The sequence below is a fragment of the Pseudomonas sp. MWU13-2517 genome (assembly GCF_023242545.1).
Lineage (GTDB): Bacteria > Pseudomonadota > Gammaproteobacteria > Pseudomonadales > Pseudomonadaceae > Aquipseudomonas.
Map to the genome: position 1 here is coordinate 71,880 of NZ_JALMFA010000013.1, position 17,451 is coordinate 89,330.

Below are 17,451 nucleotides of genomic sequence, written 5' to 3' on the forward strand. Positions count from 1 at the left end.
CAACAGAGCGGGTCATGTTTCATCGGATGAAAAGTTGCATGCGGACTTCAAGGGATTAAAGTCTTCTCAGCATTCGCTACATGGCCACTGGGAAATCGCTCTGCCTGTTAGAAGTCCATCAATTGGATTGATAAACGGTGCCTCACATGACGGCTACGCTGAATTACCCGCTGGCAAATACAGTTGTCCCCGAGATTCAACAACCCCTGGATATCTTCGAGCGCAAAGAGTCGAACGTGCGCTCTTATTGCCGGGACTTTACCGACACTTTCCATACGGCTGAAGGCTCGACCCTGACCAGTGAACAGGGTCAGGTATTCATCGATTTCTTCAGCGGTGCCGGAGCCCTGAACTACGGGCATAACAACCCGGTGCTGAAGGCCGCGCTGCTGGAGTACATCGCCGAGAATGGCATCACCCACGGCCTGGACTTCAAGACCACGGCCAAAAAGGCGTTCTTGACCGCGTTCGAGGAGCACATCCTGGCGCCGCGTAACCTGCGCTATAAAGTGCAGTTCCCCGGGCCGACCGGCACCAACGCGGTGGAGGCGGCCATCAAGCTGGCACGCAAGTACACCGGGCGCCAGAACGTCGTGGCGTTCACCAATGCGTTCCATGGCATGTCCCTGGGCAGCCTCGCCTTGACCAGCAACCCACGCAAGCGAGCCGGGGCCGGGGTTACCCTGAACAACGTGACGTTCATGCCGTACGACCAGTATTTCGGCGACAGCGTGGACACTTCGCAGTACTTGGCCAACATGCTGCGCAGCGGCAGTGGCATCGACAAGCCGGCGGCGATCGTGCTGGAAACCGTGCAGGGCGAGGGCGGTGTGAACAGTGCGTCGGCCGCGTGGGTGCAGGCTGTACAGCATATCGCGCGGGCCCACGACATCCTGCTGATCATCGATGACATCCAGGCCGGTTGTGGCCGTACCGGCGACTTTTTCAGTTTCGAAACCCTGGGAGTCACGCCGGATATTGTGACGTTGTCAAAATCCATCAGTGGCTACGGCTTGCCCATGTCCCTGGTGTTGCTGGCACCGCATCTGGACGTGTGGGAGCCCGGCGAGCACAACGGTACGTTCCGGGGCAACAACCTGGCCTTCGTCACGGGCAAGGCGGTGATCGAGCACTATTGGCGCGACACGGGTTTTACCCAGGCGTTGAAGGCCAAGGCCGACTTCCTGCAGGCGTCGCTGACGGCGCTTTCGCAGAATTTCGCCGCCAAGGCGCCCAACCGTCTCAAGGGGCGTGGTTTTTTCAGGGGCATCGAATTCGAAGACAAGACCCTGGCGCAAAGAATCGCGGCCCAGGCCTACCTGCGGGGCTTGATCATTGAAACCTCGGGCATCGACGATCAGGTGCTCAAGTTCCTCCCGGCGCTGACCATCACCCCCGCGCAGATCACCCAAGGGCTGCAGATACTGGAGCAAGCGTTCGCCGAGGTGACTGCATGAGCCAAGCGATTGTTACCCGACATGCGTCCCTGGATGACGCGCCGGCTATTGCGCCGCTGCTGGATAAATACCGTGAGTTTTATGGGGAGGCGCCCGATGTGTCGCGGTCACTGGCCTTTATTCAGCAACGGTTCTTTTTGGGCGAGTCGATCATTATTGTTGCCGAGATAAATAACGAAGTGATTGGTTTTACACAACTCTTCCCGAGTTTTTCCAGTGTGACGCTGGAGCGTCTCTGGATATTGAATGACTTATATGTAGAAGCCTCCAAGCGTAGTGCGGGAGTAGGGTTGGCATTGTTGACGGCGGCGCGCAAGTTCGCGCTGACAACTAACGCCAAACAACTGTTTATCGAAGGTGCTGAGGATAATCCGCGGGCCAGAAACTTATACACGCGCTTTGGCTTTATCGAGAACGCGGACTACCACTATTACCATCTTCCACTGGCCCATGCCCAAGGATAGGAGCTTTCCATGTCAGAGACTATTTACGATATCGTCGGGATCGGCTTCGGCCCCTCCAACCTGGCGCTGGCCGTCGCGCTGGAAGAAGCCGCGTCACCATTGACCTACCGTTTCCTGGATGCCAAGCAGAAACCGGATTGGCAGGATGAGATGTTGCTCAGCGGCTCGGACATCCAGAACAACCCCTTGAGGGACCTGGTGACACCGCGCAACCCACGCAGCCGCTATGGCTTCGTCAATTACCTGAAAGAAACCGGTCGCCTGTTCGACTACCTCAACTTGCCGCTGACCTATCCGCTGCGGCGCGAATATGCCGAATACATCAAATGGGTGGCCGGGCATTTTCTGGGCAGCGTCGAGTCATCGGCGTTCGCCAGGCGCGTCGAACCGCTGAACGTCAAGGGCGAGCCGGTGTGGAAGGTCACCTATAACGATCAGCGGGTCATCTACGGGCGTAGCCTGGTGCTGGGCACAGGGCGCACGGCGAACATTCCGGCAGTGTTCGAGGGCCTGCCTGGCCCGCAGGTGTTCCACCTCAATCACTACCTGGAGCGTATTCATGCGCTGCCGCCGACTGCGCAACGCATCGGCGTGGTGGGTTCCAGCCAGAGCGCGGTGGAAATTGTCCTCGACCTGACCGCCAGGTTTCCGGACAAGGAAATCTATTCGTTGCACCGCAGCTTCAGCTTCCGCCTCAAGGACACCAGCCCATTCAGCGATAAGGTGTATTTTCCGGAGTTCATCGACTATTACTTCAACCTGCCGCCCGAAGCCAAGGCACGGGTGGACAAGCAATTGCGTGGGACCAACTACAGCTCGGCCGATGAGGATGTGATCAACGCGCTGTACGTGCGCATTCATGAAGAAAAACTGCAGGGCAAACAACGCATCCACATTCTCAACAATGTTGCTATCGAGCAGGTGTCCATAGCTGCTTCCGGGCAGGTGGAACTGGCGCTCACGGAGGTCAACCAGCTCACGCTCTCGACCCTGGCACTGGATGCATTGGTGCTGGCCACCGGCTTCAAGGACATCGCCGCCAAGGAAAACGGCGAGCTTTACCCGCCGCTGCTGGCGCCTTATCACCGGCGGTTTCGCACCGATGCCCAGGGGGCGCTGGTGGTCAACCGCGATTACAGCCTGACCGCGTTGGACGACTTGCCCGCTGTGTACCTCAACGGGTTATGCGAAAGCTCCCACGGTCTGGGGGACGCCGGTTCGTTCAGCCTGATCTCCCTGCGGGTCGAGCATATCCTGTCGGCCCTGGAGGAAACGCTGGCGTTGACCGAGGCGCCGGAGCAGGCACTGGCCTGATCCGACCCGGCAGCAGCCGTTGCCGGCTGCTGCTTCATACAAGGAGTTCTCATGTTTACAGCCGCATTGATCTACATCCTGGCGGTGATCAGCCCCGGGCCCAACTTCATCATCGTCAGCCGGTTTTCGTCGCTGGGGTCAGTCTCCACCGGCATCGGCGCCACCTTGGGCATCTGTACCGTCGGCGTGTTCTTCTCGACCATTTCCCTGCTGGGCCTGGCGGCGTTGCTGCATCAGTATCCGGCGTTTTCCAAGGTGGCCACGCTGTGCGGTTCGGCCTACCTGCTGTACATCGCCTACAGCATTATCAAAAGTGTACTGGCGAAAAACACCGGCACCGCCGAAAGCTCGGCGCCAGGTGTGACCAGCTTTGCCAAGGCTTATCGGGTGGGGGTCATCACCAACATCAGCAATATGAAAACCATCGCCTTCATGATCAGCATCTATGCGGGTTTTCTCTCTTCGCCGCGTTCGGACCTGGATAAAGTCCTGGTCGTCATGCTGTGTTCAAGCCTGGAGGTCATCTGGTACTCACTGGTGGCGCTGTTGTTTGGCCAAGGCCCGATCAAGGCACTGTTCCTCAAGTACACGCGGCAGATCGACGTTGGGCTCGCGGTATTCCTCGTCGCGTTTTCACTGAATAACGCCATCCCTGTACTGATTGCCAGTCGATGAGGCTTTGCCATGGAATGGAACGAAGTACTCAGGGAGGTGGGTGTGCGCTTCAAACACCGCAGCTGGCTGTTGATCGACCTGTCACCGCATGAACTGGCCTGGCGCGAACCCCTGGCCAAACCGGCCAGCGATTATTCGGGCATGGCCTTGCTGCTGGATTGCAGCCTGGAGGGCATGTTCCAGATAGTCGATGGGCTGGGGCCAGGCATCAGTTATGCCGCCTCGCTGCAGGCCAGCAAGCGACCGGCGGCGGTACCTGCGAGCAGCGTGCACTTTCAGGATTTTCGTTGGGCGTGCTGAACGGATGCAAAAAAGCCCCAGGTCTTTCGACCTGGGGCTTTTTTGTGTGTGTCTGGTGCCCCGGCGTCGTTTGAACTGGGCGGTTAGGCTTCCGTATTTACTGGGTCTCGTAGGTTGTGTGTCGGTTAGGCATACACGTGGGCATACATGGCCCTTTCTGCTGCGCTTGGATTTACGCCTTTGGTGGGAGCTTTTCCATCTCAGGAGGACGTTGTTTCAGCTCCGTCTCACGGATTACGCGGCCAGTCGTACCATCAAGCTTAAATAGGGTCCTGCCCACGAGTAGAAACGTACTTTTGCTGTCCGCCAGGATCAAATGGCCTATCAGGCGTTCGCCCTTGTCGGTTACCACGGTATCCACAGCTTCGAGGTCCCCGGCAGTTTCCAACTGGGTATACCTTTTAAAATCTGCAAGCCCCGCCCCCCTACCTTGTTGAACTCCTGCGCCAGGAGCGAAGAACGCCATAAACATGGCAATCCCTATCCATGCTGCAAGTCCAATCACTACGTTGGCCTTGGGCCTCCTCGTTATAACCGCAACAAAGAGCGCAGCAATCGCCACAAATGCGAAAGCCAGGAGGCCGGGTCCTACGATGGGCCATCGTTCCGCAGCGCCCAATGCACCAGAAAATAGACTGGTGTACCCATGCAGCAGCAGTGTTGGTGTGCTCAGTGATAGCTCGTTCTGGTCGATACCGAACTGCTGAAATCTGCCGGATAGGAGCGAGTACCCGTAGATCACCAGCGCGGCCTGCGATGCTAGCGCTCCAAATGTAATCAGCTTGAAAGCCAAGTCTGTATTGGTTTTCGCCTCCTTGGCAGCTGGGTCATCGAATGTCTCGTGATGTGCAGGGGCTGAGGAAGCAGCGACGTGAATGGGTGTAAGCAGCTCTACCCTCAGCGGTTTGTCTCTGCGCCAGAACATGGTGTTTCCTACTCCAGTGGGTGACCGGAGAAAATACCCCCGAATCTGGTGGGAGGGTAGGTCTGATATGTCGCTGGGGACCCTGGAGCATTCTTGAAGGTACGGGGCATGAAACCCGCGGGATCGAGTTAGTGGGAGGTGCTAGAAGTTACTGAAATTTCAATCGTTGAAATTGAAAGGATCTTGAAGAAAAAGGGCCATCGTTACATCTTCGATAAAGGTGGCTGTATCTGTTGCTGATAGCGAACACCTGGGTGTCAACCAACTTGAAAAATCCAGCCGCTAACACGAACGCGCGAGTTTCCTGCGCCGTACCTTCAAGAATGCTCCAGGGTCCCCACTATCGAATCAAAGCCAAGAACATAACCCACCTTGCTTCGCTGGAGTAGCAACACTAATGGGGCTAGGGGATACCACAATAAAACCGTGTTACGCGTGTTACCTGTGTTACAGGCGTAGATAAGCATATGATTTTAAATGATTAATATGGTGTTACACAGCTGCGACTGCTTCGCCGATAAGCGTGTTACACGGCAATTAGACGTTACAGATACGTGAGTTCGGGTGTCCACTTGTGGTCGATTGCTGCATTCCGCGACCGGCAGCCATGGGTCGACAGCACCGGTCGTGGATGGCCCATATCGGCCAAAACCCGCTAGTGGATGGAGCGCTGAACCGTGAGAAGTGATCATCTCGGAAATTTGCTTCACGCAGGTTCAAGATTACGTGTCGGCATCAAAACCATCCGAGCCGCCTGCATCGCCCCTACGTTGGCATCGATTGACGTCCCCGGTAGCTTCCGGATTTCTGTTTGTCTTCTGACTTTTTTCGACCTCGAAATCACTTTACTCAGTAATGAAGAAAGGCTCAGCGCCCGCTCGGCAGCTCATCACATTTCCGAAGTCCCCACCAGCTCTACATCTTGTGGCCACTTGTAAACGCAATATTAGGCGAGCAGGCATGAATTATCGCAGTGCGGGCACCCACTGAAGTACATGCTCTCACTTGCCCGAATGCCCGCTCTGATTCCACTGGCTAACGTATGGGCCGATACAGCCAAGCTTTGGTACATCAGCTTCAAATTTCCAACCTGTACCAACGAATATTTTGCATTGTGTGCGCAACGCTGGGCTTCACACCTTGGAAGAGTCATGGTAAAAGGCCATCACGACGGATTTTTTTTCAGGACGAATAATGAATCAATTAACTCACATTTTAAATAACTGGAATTATGGAAACTCGTTTCCTCGAGTCGTTGGCAGTGAAGTATCACGCGATGATGTGCTCGAAACCATTTCAGAGATTTTCACCTCTTCTACTGCAGTAGTATTTTTAGAAGGCGACAGCGGTATAGGCCTAACCAGCACGCTTGCACAGTTCGTCTGCCGGGATGAAAAACAGTGCTTTTCTCTATTTATGAGCCCAGCAAGCAGGTTGTCATATGACCTTTCTTACATTCGAGTGCGAATAGCCGAACAACTTAAGCTGTTTCTGGATGGCACTAATTTTGACAAAGGAGCGATTGACGAGGCTGAATATCAAACATTAATAAATAGAACACGATCCAGAATGCGCGGTAAACCAGCGTATTTCGTAATCGATGGGCTCTGCCATATCCCCAAAGACGACGAGACCTATATAGAAGCTCTGATGACCCAAGCGCTTCCAATAGGCATGGAGGGTTTTCGATTCTTAATTTCCGGATCGCAAGATCGCCTTGGTAAATATCTAAATGGCACAGGGTCTAAGCCATACCAGCTAAAACGACTGACCAAGGCGGAAACTACAGTTTTTTTCAAAGAATATAGTTTGAGCGAGCAGGATATCGATGAGATATTTCATCTATGTCGAGGTATTCCCAGCCGGTTGAGCACTATTCGACGCCAAATAAAGTCGGGAGCGCAGCTGGGAGAAATTTTATCCTCGGGGCCGGAACAAAATCTCGACTTTATCAATCTAGACTTCAAGAACTTTGAAGAGTTGTCCACCGACGAAAAAAAACTGGTAGCTATACTGGCATTTTCTAAGCAAAACGTAGGATTTCGAGATATATCGGAAATTGCTACTTGTGATCAGGCATTTGTTTTAGAAACATTCCAGAAACTCACAATTTTTGATATCTCAGACCATAGCGCAACGTTCGTCTCGACTGCACACAGGAGAACTGCAGAATCTAAGCTTGCCGAGTTTAGATCAGAGGTGAATGATATGCAGATTAATTTCCTACGCTCGGCACCTGCAAGTGAAACCTCTCTTCTGTACTTGGCATCTTATCTGCAACAAACGAATAAAAACTTAGAACTCGTGGAACTGATTTCAGCTGAACACTATCAGAGCTTGTTAGATTCTACGCAGTCTTTATCACAATTAAGGAGTCGTGCTGAAGAAGGTATGCAAAGCGCTCACGTGCTTTCTCATGCTATACATAGCTTTCGGTTTTCACTTCAAAAAAGTTTGTTTATCGATCTAGCAAAATCTTCGACGTCGAAAGCTGAAATCAATGCACTGGTTGCTATTGGCAAGATGCAGCACGCAATGATTTTGGTCGAGCGCGCAGTAACGAAGGTTACCAAGCTATGGCTGCTTGCGGCTTATGCGAGTGGATTACGGAAAGGCGGTAAAAACATAGACCCATATTTGATGGAGCAAATTGTATCGCTTGCCCATTCGGTAGACCTAAACGGTGAGGAAGAGGTGGCATCCCAAATTGCAGAGGATTTGCTTTTGGTGGATGTTAATCTTGCGACTGCTGTCCTGGAAAAGGCTCTTCAAAAAAATGATTTAAAAGTTAGGGACCTCGCATTTTCACGACTTAGCATTATTGCCAATCAAAAAAACGAAACTTTCGGTGTCCAAACTGACTTAGAAGGAAAAATAAAAAATAGATCCCTTCAGGCATTTACAATGGCTTTTAGTCACTATCATAAGAATGAGAGCGCTAAGGGCCTGATAAAACTTCTGCATGCTATTCCCGATAAAAACAAAATAAGATTGATTATTGATTTTGTAGCTGTCCAAGGGAAACGCGATGGCGTAGCAGAGTTAATCGACTACGCGTTGACATTGATCATCAAGGAGACTGCTTATTTGCCGAAAGCTAAAGACTATGCAGACCTAGCAACTCCTCTAAATCTCCAAGATATTAGCAAACAAGAAATAGAAGATTTCGTATCAAGGTTTGATGGTCAATCCGGGCTTATAAAAAAGTCTTCTGTAACCCGAGATTGGGTTCGATTAAGCGCGTCGCTAGCTTATGCCGAGGCAAGATATAACCGAGTCGCCGCGTGCAATAGACTCTTGAACGTGTACTATGACGTTTGCGAAGTTAACAACCTCGAAATTCAATCAGAATGCTATGCTAGGCTTCTCTACGCATTGCGAGATATAGATAAGGATAATAGCTTTGATGCTAAGGAGGGTCTGAAGTCTGTAATTGATGAGGCTCTGAGTACATGTGTTACGGCACTTTTGGAAAATTCCGCTTCGCAATTTTCTAGCATTGAACCAATTTTGCCAGCGATGATAGAGCATGATTTAGATCATGCAGTCGCTATTGCAGAGAAAATGAATACTCAGCAAAATAGGCTTGCTGCGTATGCGGAAATCCTAGAGCTACTGGTTAAAGGGAATTCGTCAGAAATTAGATGTTCGATCTTCATCAAAATTCTAGGTAAGATTAAAATATCTAAAGTGCTTAACGAGGTATTACTCTCGTGCACAAATATTTTATCTAAGCAAAAATTCGATGAAGGCTGGGCGGCCACTCTTAAAACAGCAGTACTAAGAGTAAAAGACCCCGCAATTTTTGCGGATTGCGCTATAGATATTTTTAAAATATATGAGGTATCGACTACTCCGCTTGACGCTGAATACCTAACTAAAGCTATCTCAATGCTTCTGGAAAAGACTCATTCGACACCAGGACGCGATGATATCTGTTTTAGAGCTGCAGAGGCGCTGGCATGTAATTATTCAGAAAAAGCCGAAGAGCTTTATTCGGAAACAGTTAACTTACGTGGTAATCTTGAGACCGAGAATAGAAACAGTCAAAAAACATTTTTCCAATGTTTGGCCTTGCTAGCGCGTGCTCTCGGTGTAGCACTTAAGAAAAAGTGCTTGGACGAGAGCATGATTCCTAGGTTCGAATCGCTTGTATCGCGACTTTCCTCACTAACACGGCAAATCTCTCTATATACTGACTTAGCTTGTCGTGCGTGGATTTCTGACAGTATGCTCCAAACCCTTGTTAGAGATTACTGCTGGCCATTACTAAGTCGCACCAAGGCAAAAAATGAGTTTCTTTATCGTGAGATGTTTGAGATTGCCTTCCCCGCTCTATATCTATCTAGCCCTCAAACAGCAATTTCCGAGTTGAGTATTTTAGACGAGCCGCAACGAAACCGAACAATATTTAATACATGTGAATTACTTCGCAGAAAGTTAACAACGTACGATCCACCTCAAAATGATGATAGCGATCAGTGCGTGTTCGAGCAAACTGAGGCGCACATGGTGTTGGACTTGCTTGGTCATATGACCTATGACGCAGGTATTTACCTTGTTATAAAAAAATTCACAGAAGCTGTTATAAGCAAAAAGAACAAAGGTAGAACTACCCAGCAACAAAAACGGGACTTTTATGACAGGCTTGTAAAAATTATTGACTCCAAGCTACCTGACCCAGTAAATATTCAGCACGACGGATATAAAATATGCTCAATGGCATGTGCATCTACTCTCAAAGAAAGTGGGGCCGGAGTTTGGAAGGCGCTAATTGAGGACGCCCGTAAAATCCCAAATATTGCAGATAAAGCTTTCGTGCTGATTCAGATTGCACGATGTTTGCCGGGAAAGGAACTACAACTGCTCAAGGATACATTCAGTGAGGCTGAAAACTGCTCGGATGCCATTCCATCTCTGAGTGATAAACTTGGTAGATTAGAAATGTACTCCCTTGCTTGTAAAGGTTTTAGCCTCGCTGAGGCAAAAAGCGCACTCAAAAGATCACTCCAAATGTCTCATGATGTTGAGGATTTTGAGGAGGCTGCATCTATACAAAAATCTTTAATCGATGCAGCGGATCAGCTAGAGCCAGGCTTTGCTGATGCTCTTCTAGAGCTGTTCGATGATGACCCAGCTCGAAAGCATGCGAAAATGCATGCGAAACATAACATAGATATTATAAAGGCAAAAAAAGATCTCGCCGACTCGGCTGATTCTTCGCGTGAGATCGCTGACATGTATCTTCCAGAGGCTTGCTGGAAAAATTTGTCCGCATTACAGGCAAATAGAATCACTGCGAAGCCTTATTTTAAATTGGCTGGTCTTATATCTCCAAAAAGCTCACTCGGATTATATGATACGTATCCATTTCTATGCTGGTACATAGAGAATGCATCAAGAAAGAGCCTGACTATAGAAGAAGCCAAGCTCAATGTTTTACCTCTATGTGAAGTAATACTTCTTTCAACTGAGCTTGCATTTTCTATCGTCAGCAGAAAATTACCAAGCACTTCTCATGCTTCTGATTCACAGTCGGTTGTTGGAATGATGGTGCGGCCGAACAGTCGTGATGAAAGCTTGGCCTATATACAACAATGGATGAACAGGTATTGCATTGACTACGTAAAATTCTGCGATCCTTATTTTACAGCTGACGATGTTGATGTTGTGCAATCCATCCAAGCTGCCAATCCCAACTGTCCTATTCATATTCTTGCCCGTGCCTCTCATCTAAAATCCGAGGCTTGCTCATCAAGCGACGCATTTGAAGAAGCTTGGAATAATATTTCTGACCAGACTGCTCCTGAAACATACATTTATGGTATTGATAAGCTAGACGGTAAGGAGCTTATTCATGATCGCTGGCTACTCAGCAAAGGACAAGGCTTACGCATTGGCACCTCTTTCAATTCAATTGGAAATAAACTTTCTGAAATCTCTATTATGACCCCTGACGAGCATTCTCGTTGCGAGGCGGAAATTGATAAATTCTTAAATAATCAGGTCTATATCGATGGAGTGCGAGTAAAGGTTACTCGCTATCAAATCTGAGATAATGCACTGTGGTTTGTGAATGGCTGCTTTTGGCTACTTTTGGCTGAAAGCGGTCATAATCCCACAGCCGCCACAGATCAGAGCCGAAAAATCTGAAGCCTTGTTTGTAATGGGAGGATCTAGCGAAGCGGAAGCCGCTTGAGCTTCCGCTTCTTTTTCAAACGCTCTTTCTTTTGAGCTGGAGGTCAATGAAATCAAGCTCTGCCTTGATTGCATTAATCGTGAGCGTCTCAACTTTGGTGTTTTTGTTTGCCGTTGCATTGAGCGTTTTCATGCCCGCTATGACGGTAATTATCTCGCTCAAGTGAAGCTTGCGGGCCTTTAGGTAATCAGGCATCTGTGCGCTGTTCAGTGGTGCTTTGTTCATGGGGAGACCGTTGGTATGCCCGAAACAACCTGTCTTTCGCAGGCTGCTTCGGGGGAGGTTTGGTTTAGGCCGCCAATAGGTCAATCAGACTGTGTTGGCGTGAGCGATCTGCGAGTTCTTGCCAGGTCCAGCTTCCAAAGCGCTCGCCCTGTTCAGGGATATCCAGCTTCATCAATGCAACCGGGTCTCTATTAATCAGGTCGCGTGCGGCCCACAACTTACCGCCTGTTTCCAGCAGCGCTTTCGCGGCCTCATTCCATTGTTCCTCCAGCACAGTGTTAGCCAGGTGAGCCGCTTTTTTCTCGATCTTGGCGCGTTCTTTTTGTGCCTCTGTGATGTGCAGATCAATCGTCACCAGCTCTTGTTCCAGGGCGGTGATAAGCAGTTGTTGACGGCGGTGATGCTCAACCGCGGCTGTGAGGTTTTTTGCTGCCTTTTGAGCTTCTGCATTAGCGGCTTTCTCGCCTCCACGTCGCCCCATGCGACAGCCTGCGCATAGGCGGTGGCTGCATCCGTTTCAGCTTGTCGAGCTTTTGCCATGTCTTCCTGATCGCTCTGGCGGACCTGCTGCAACCGGGTCTCGATGCTGCTGCGCTTTTCGTTGAGTTCCATCTCGTCGGCTTTCCAGTTCGCCATATCGTTGAGATAGCCCGCAGCCAAGCTCTCACGGTTTCCCAATGTCTCAAAGCGATCAATCTTCTGGTTCAGTGCGCTGATCTCGAGATTTCGCGAGTCGATGCATCTTTTGTGATCGTTGATTTCATCCTGCACGGCCCGTTGACGGCCCTGTTGGATAACCTCTGGACTTTCCAGTGCAGCTTCAAAGGGCGCCAGGTCGAGCTGAATGTTCTCCACTTCAAGGGTCAGTTGGTCGCGGCGGTCTTTCAATTCTTGGATAGTGTTCATCTGTATTGTCTCTGGGTGGTGTGGTTGATAGAGATGGTTGTCGAATGGCTGGCGAGGCCGGGATTGAGCCGGCGCTACCTCGATCAGCAGGCATGCCATCAGGCGGCCTTGGCCTCGCTTTCATCCGTTCCAGGAACTGTCTTCACCACATAGCAGCGTTGAGGTCCTAACCCCGGCAGGCGAATCAAGCTGTACGCCTTTCCGTCGCTTCCGGGCTCCAGCACGCCCCGTGCAGCAGTTCCTTGTTCACCGCACTGATATTCATGCCCTTGAAGATTTCGGCCCTCCAGGCTTCCGGCAGCACGTAGTAGGTGTTGGTGGTGTGCAAGGCTTCGCCCATGCCGTGCTCCATCGTCTTGCGAAAGCCCAACCGATCAATCGTGCGTGGGCCGTGTTCGTCGATCTTGGCGGCGGCAGATTCCCAGCGCGTAAAGCGGCTTTCTCCAAAGCGCTCGATGACCTGCCTCAGCCGCGCCAAAATCGCATCGCCCTCGAAGTTTCCGGCGCCTCCGCGTTCTGCTAGCCACGCATGCAGACACACACGTGCGGCGGTCGTGGCCGTACCATCAGGCCAACCGGTGACGCCGAAGGCGGTGGCCAACTCTCCGGCCGCTGCTGCGAGGCCAAAGCGAAGGGCGGCACGTTGGGCTTGACCACTGGCCGATGCGGGTAGGTTTTGGTTGATGAACTGCTCCACCGTGCGGCGAATGATCACCGTCCATCTGAGCACGTCTCCTGGCGCGCACAGTGCGTGCAGGAAGGCGGTGAGGGGAGTGCCGTAGTATTTCGCTACACGGGCTTTGAGCGCATCGGAGAGAGCCGCAGCGTCCTCAAAACCGTTCAGCACATCGAACATGCCGAGGCCTTTGCTGGCATCCGCAGGCACGGCAAGCATGCGCACCTCCATACCGGCTTTCAGCTCCTTGTTGGCATCTGCCATGTGCTGCGCCAAAGTCTTCTCGCCGGTCGACAGAAACAGCAAGCGCCACTCCTGTACCTGTCGGCCCGCTTGTCCTCGATCATTCGCCCTAGCCTTACCGGTGCCGTTGCCGAGCATGTACACGGTTTCGCCAATGATGCGTGGGTCACACATCCCGATTTCATCCAGCACCAGGAGGCCGTCTGAGTGTGCGGCGGCGATGGACTCTAGGGCGTTATCTGTCGAGCGCCATGAACGCACCAGACGCGGTCCGCCATAGACTGAGGCGGCGACTTGCAAGTGTGTGGTCTTGCCTCCAGAGCTGTCGCCGTAGAGGTGGAAGCCGCCCGACTCATGTCCCAGCAGGTTCAACAGAGGCCCTGCAAAGGCCACAGAGACGACAAACGCCAAGCGGTGGTTGCCAACGCACAGTGCGCCGATTTGCTGCTGCCACTGCTCTAGAGAACCCGCCTCGCTGATCGGTGGCAGTTGGGCACCGGCTTCATAAAAATGCAGGTGTTCGGCGTGCGAGCCGATTTGCTGTTCGGGCAAAAGGAAGGCGTTGTCGTGCCAGCCCAGGCGCGTCACCAATCGTGCGCACTGGGCGCTATCGAAGTCGCCGAGGTAGCTCTGCAGGTCATTGCGTGCGTTGCGCCCTGATCGGCTTCCGGCTAGGCGCAGACCCATGCCTACCAGTGGGCCAAGTACATCTTTGCCTAAGTCGCCGGTCATGGTTCGGGCCGGAATGTTCCAGCGTTTTTTGGCTCCGTCCGGGTCGTCGAACTCAACCAACAAGCCCCAGTTGTGCCCTTGTCGTCACGAGTGCGGGCGATGATTTCCAGAGGCGAGCACACGGGGCGCGCCTCGCCATCATCGCCGAAATAAAAGACGCCCTTCAGGCGTCAGGCGAAAGCCGCCCGATAACAGGTCATTTTTCGATTTCGCAAGACGTTTTGCAGGTGCCTTAGCCTTCGGTTCTTGGGCCTCAGTGGGCTTAGTGACAGTGCCGAAAAACTCGCCGTTACGCACCAGCTCGGTCAGGTGGTCAGCGGTCCAACCTTTGGCTAACGCATCCGCTGCATCATCGCCATCCGCCCATTTGCCACCCTTGATCAGTGTCGGGTTGCCACCTTTGCTGCTGGGCTTGAGCTTGAACACGTCGAGCGAGATTCGTTGTACTGAAGTGGCCCCCCAGCTCAATTAACTCGAGCTCGATGGCCTCCATGCAGCTCTTGCCGCTTGCTTCGTTATCCGGCCATAGCACCACAGCACGCCCTTTGAGTGGCGTCAGGTCGCCTTGTGCCAAGAGTTGGAGCCGTTCGGTCAGCAGTTGCTAACGTGGTCGGGCATCAGTACAGCGGAGGTGCCAGCAGCCTTTCACCCTCATACAACACCACTGGCGCATCAGCGCGCTGTGCCAGCTCATCCGGTAGCCAGAAACAACAAAGCCCGCACAGGGCGGGCTTCTTGGGGTGTTTCGTAGACTGTCTGAGACAGCCCGAGACTGCTATATGGTGCACCCGGCGGGATTCGAACCCACGACCCCTGCCTTCGGAGGGCAGTACTCTATCCAGCTGAGCTACGGATGCTTGTGCGGGCGACATCATACCCATGTCGGCCAGATGCGTCCATGCCGGTGTTGTCGCTGGCGATAGTAGGCTGGGTTACCGCAAAAGCGGCTATTTGCCATTATCTTCACAACTCCTCATACCGTACGTCCCTTTGTTTGCTTTGCTCTGGTAGCGCCAGCACCGCTGTGACGCCGCAATTCCCTTCCCCTGGCCAGGTGAACGCATGCATTCCAAAGGAACCGTGATGCTCGATCTCCCGCTGAGACAAACCTTGCTCGCCCGCTCCGATTTATTCCGAGGTCTGCCGGAGCCGCTCTTGCGCTACGTCGCCACGCATATGGTGGAGCGCACGCTGGATGATCGTGAACTGCTCTATTTCAAGGACGACTCCCTCGAATTTATCGCGTTGGTGGTGGAGGGGCGGATCTATTCGGTGGTTCACGGGCCGGACGGCCGCGAGCAGATCATCGGCAGCATGGGCGCGGGGCAGGTTGTGGGTGAGACGGCGCTGATCGAGGACCATGGCCGTGAGTCTTCGACCTTTGCCGGCGGCCCGACCCGCTTGCTGCAACTGGGGCGTCGACATTTTGCGCTGTTGTTTGAAGAGCCGGTGTTTCTGCGGCGTTTGTTGATGTTGATGATGGTGCGTTTGCTCCATGCCATCGAATTGCTCGAATTGGTGTGCCTGCATCGGCTGGAGTCGCGGCTGGCGCGGTTTCTGCTGGCCAATATGGGCGAGATCGACCTGGCCCTTGCCATGCCCAGCGTCTCACTGCCCGCCAACCAGGGGGTGTTGGCGGCCATGCTCAACACCAGTCGCCCCAAGCTCAATGTTCAACTGCAGTTGTGGCGCCGCAGTGGCCTGATCAGCGGCAGTCTGGAGCGGATGGTGATCAACGATCTGGAGCATTTGCGGCGCAAGGCGTCTGCCTTGAATTAACTTTCACGGTGTTCCCCAGGTAACAGCGGGCGCCTGTTTGTGGCTCGCAAACTGGCCCTTCATCAAGGATGCACAGGAGTGCTTGCGATGGGGATGACTGTTCAGTTCAAGGACCAATGGGTGGCGGACGACCGCTTGTTTGAAGCCAGTTGGCGTGCGGTTCAGGGCGAACTGAAGCGTCGCGCGCTGCGGCGTGCCAAAGGCAATCAGGATCAGGGCCAGGAGTGGTTATCGGCCACGGCGATCAAGGCCCTGCTGTTTTTTCGGCGCTCGCCCGAGCGTATCCGGGACCCCCAGGGGTTTCTGTTTCTCGTGCTCGACCATGTGTTTCTCGACAGCCTGCGGCGCGGTAAACGTGAGGGGCAGTTGTTCGATGACTCCATCGACCTTGAGCACGATCACCTGGCTGTGCTCGCCGCCCCCTGCGCATCAGTGCTGGAGTGGGTGGAGTGTTATGAGCGCCTGGAACAGCTGGAGGCGCATGTGGCGCGGTTGCCTGTCGCGCAACAGCGTTTGTTTGAGATGCGTTTTGTCGACGACCTGCCTTACCCCCAGATCGCGGCTGAGCTGCAGGTGAAGCTGCCGCTGGTGCGTAAGCGGGTGCAATTGCTACGCAGCGTTTTGCGCTGAATTCCGTTCACAGACGTCGGCGCGAGGCGTTCTAGTTTAGGAGCGCGTCACGCCACCACCACCCTGATCGGGTGAATTCCATCAAGGAGAGATGTATGACAGAGGTCAACAGCCAGATCACCGACGCGGTGACCCAAACCAACGTCAAGGTGGTAGCGGAGGCACCGGCCCAGGCCATCGCGTCGTTGTATCAGGTGGCTAGCAGTGCGGCAGGCTTGTCGTTGCAGAACGCGGTCAATAGCCAGCAGGCCATGAACCAGATTTCCAACGCGGTGATCTCCAAGGCCGTTGCGTTGATCATGCAGATTGGCGAGAAGGGTTAAACCCTGGGGAGACTTGCCATGTCATGGTTCAGCAGAAAGAAGCCCAGCCCCGCTCCTGAAACACCCGCTGCGCAGCCCCCGGCGTCCGCCCCGGCAGCACCCCCTGCGCGCTCGATCATGGCGCGCATGAACGAGCATTTGCTCAACCAGGCGAGCACGCCTCCGTCTGACAGCACAGCGGCGCTCAACAGCCAGATTGTCCAGGCGGTGCAGTTCACCAATGCGCAGAATTTCGCCTATGCGCCGGCCCAGATCGCGGTGCCGGCCGACATGATGATCAGCCAGGCGGCAGGGTTGGTCGCGCAATCGGCGGCGGGGTATTTCGATGGGGTCAGCAAGATCGCATTGGCAGCCCAGGCTGTGCTGCTCCAGCAAATGACCGAGAACATCGTCAAGGACAACCTGCCGGCCGCCGCCGAGGATGCCTTGGGCGCCTTGGCCACCGACCTGTTGGTGGGCGCGGCAGCCGCGGTGGCCGCCGCCGCCGGTGCGATGGAAGCCGAGGCCGCCAGCGTGGCCATCGACAAGATCGACCAGAGCATCGCCAAGTACGCCGACACGTTGGCCAACCGGGCTGCGCCAGCGGCCTGAACCGAGCACAGC

Annotated in this window: 12 protein-coding genes, 1 tRNA gene and 2 pseudogenes; 10 read left to right on the plus strand and 5 right to left on the minus strand. The window is 53.3% G+C overall.

Going from position 1 to position 17,451, the window contains the following annotated elements; translation table 11 throughout:
- The first annotated feature begins 206 nt into the window (after positions 1–206).
- From ectB to M5B97_RS19375, 5 genes are read left to right on the plus strand one after another with little or no spacing between them, the layout of a single operon-like run.
- The gene (gene ectB, locus M5B97_RS19355; RefSeq protein ID WP_248732443.1) at positions 207–1,457 is read left to right on the plus strand and encodes a diaminobutyrate--2-oxoglutarate transaminase; all 1,251 of its coding nucleotides are present in this window, start codon (positions 207–209) and stop codon (positions 1,455–1,457) included.
- The gene (locus M5B97_RS19360) at positions 1,454–1,921 is read left to right on the plus strand and encodes a GNAT family N-acetyltransferase (RefSeq protein ID WP_248732365.1); all 468 of its coding nucleotides are present in this window, start codon (positions 1,454–1,456) and stop codon (positions 1,919–1,921) included. Before ectB ends, M5B97_RS19360 begins: the two co-directional genes overlap by 4 nt.
- Before the next feature lie 9 nt (positions 1,922–1,930).
- Positions 1,931–3,235, plus strand: a complete 1,305-nt coding sequence (locus M5B97_RS19365) for a SidA/IucD/PvdA family monooxygenase (protein ID WP_248732366.1) — start codon at positions 1,931–1,933, stop codon at positions 3,233–3,235.
- Positions 3,236–3,286: 51 nt separating this feature from the next.
- The gene (locus M5B97_RS19370; protein ID WP_123717006.1) at positions 3,287–3,910 is read left to right on the plus strand and encodes a LysE family translocator; all 624 of its coding nucleotides are present in this window, start codon (positions 3,287–3,289) and stop codon (positions 3,908–3,910) included.
- 9 nt (positions 3,911–3,919) lie between these two features.
- Entirely contained in the window at positions 3,920–4,210 is a 291-nt protein-coding gene (locus M5B97_RS19375; RefSeq protein WP_248732367.1) for a hypothetical protein, read from the plus strand.
- Between the two features lie 172 nt (positions 4,211–4,382).
- Here the strand turns inward: M5B97_RS19375 and M5B97_RS19380 are convergent, their stop codons facing one another.
- The gene (locus M5B97_RS19380; protein ID WP_248732368.1) at positions 4,383–5,135 is read right to left on the minus strand and encodes a hypothetical protein; all 753 of its coding nucleotides are present in this window, start codon (positions 5,133–5,135) and stop codon (positions 4,383–4,385) included.
- A 1,194-nt stretch (positions 5,136–6,329) separates the two neighbouring features.
- Here M5B97_RS19380 and M5B97_RS19385 point away from each other — a divergent pair.
- Positions 6,330–11,189, plus strand: coding sequence for a hypothetical protein (locus M5B97_RS19385; protein ID WP_248732369.1), 4,860 nt, complete (start codon positions 6,330–6,332; stop codon positions 11,187–11,189).
- 160 nt (positions 11,190–11,349) lie between these two features.
- Here the strand turns inward: M5B97_RS19385 and M5B97_RS19390 are convergent, their stop codons facing one another.
- The 4 genes and pseudogenes from M5B97_RS19390 to M5B97_RS19405 all read right to left on the minus strand — a co-directional run bounded on the left by M5B97_RS19390 (position 11,350) and on the right by M5B97_RS19405 (position 14,973).
- Positions 11,350–11,559: a hypothetical protein gene (locus tag M5B97_RS19390; protein WP_248732370.1), complete on the minus strand. Its 210-nt coding sequence runs from the start codon at positions 11,557–11,559 to the stop codon at positions 11,350–11,352.
- 64 nt (positions 11,560–11,623) lie between these two features.
- Positions 11,624–12,465: pseudogene (locus tag M5B97_RS19395) on the minus strand (chromosome segregation protein SMC).
- A 98-nt stretch (positions 12,466–12,563) separates the two neighbouring features.
- Positions 12,564–14,811, minus strand: a pseudogene (locus M5B97_RS19400) (DUF927 domain-containing protein); the annotation flags it as partial.
- Between the two features lie 85 nt (positions 14,812–14,896).
- Positions 14,897–14,973: transfer RNA gene (locus M5B97_RS19405), tRNA-Arg, on the minus strand.
- A gap of 205 nt (positions 14,974–15,178) precedes the next feature.
- On the opposite strand from M5B97_RS19405, the gene M5B97_RS19410 reads away from it, so the two are divergent.
- The 4 genes from M5B97_RS19410 to M5B97_RS19425 all read left to right on the plus strand — a co-directional run bounded on the left by M5B97_RS19410 (position 15,179) and on the right by M5B97_RS19425 (position 17,439).
- Positions 15,179–15,895, plus strand: coding sequence for a Crp/Fnr family transcriptional regulator (locus M5B97_RS19410; protein WP_134660314.1), 717 nt, complete (start codon positions 15,179–15,181; stop codon positions 15,893–15,895).
- Between the two features lie 87 nt (positions 15,896–15,982).
- Positions 15,983–16,525 carry a sigma factor-like helix-turn-helix DNA-binding protein gene (locus tag M5B97_RS19415; RefSeq protein ID WP_248732371.1) on the plus strand — a complete coding sequence of 181 codons (543 nt, stop codon included), beginning with the start codon at positions 15,983–15,985 and terminating at the stop codon, positions 16,523–16,525.
- A 95-nt stretch (positions 16,526–16,620) separates the two neighbouring features.
- The gene (locus M5B97_RS19420) at positions 16,621–16,848 is read left to right on the plus strand and encodes a RebB family R body protein (RefSeq protein WP_003187543.1); all 228 of its coding nucleotides are present in this window, start codon (positions 16,621–16,623) and stop codon (positions 16,846–16,848) included.
- Between the two features lie 18 nt (positions 16,849–16,866).
- Positions 16,867–17,439, plus strand: a complete 573-nt coding sequence (locus tag M5B97_RS19425; protein ID WP_248732372.1) for a hypothetical protein — start codon at positions 16,867–16,869, stop codon at positions 17,437–17,439.
- Positions 17,440–17,451 lie beyond the last annotated feature (12 nt).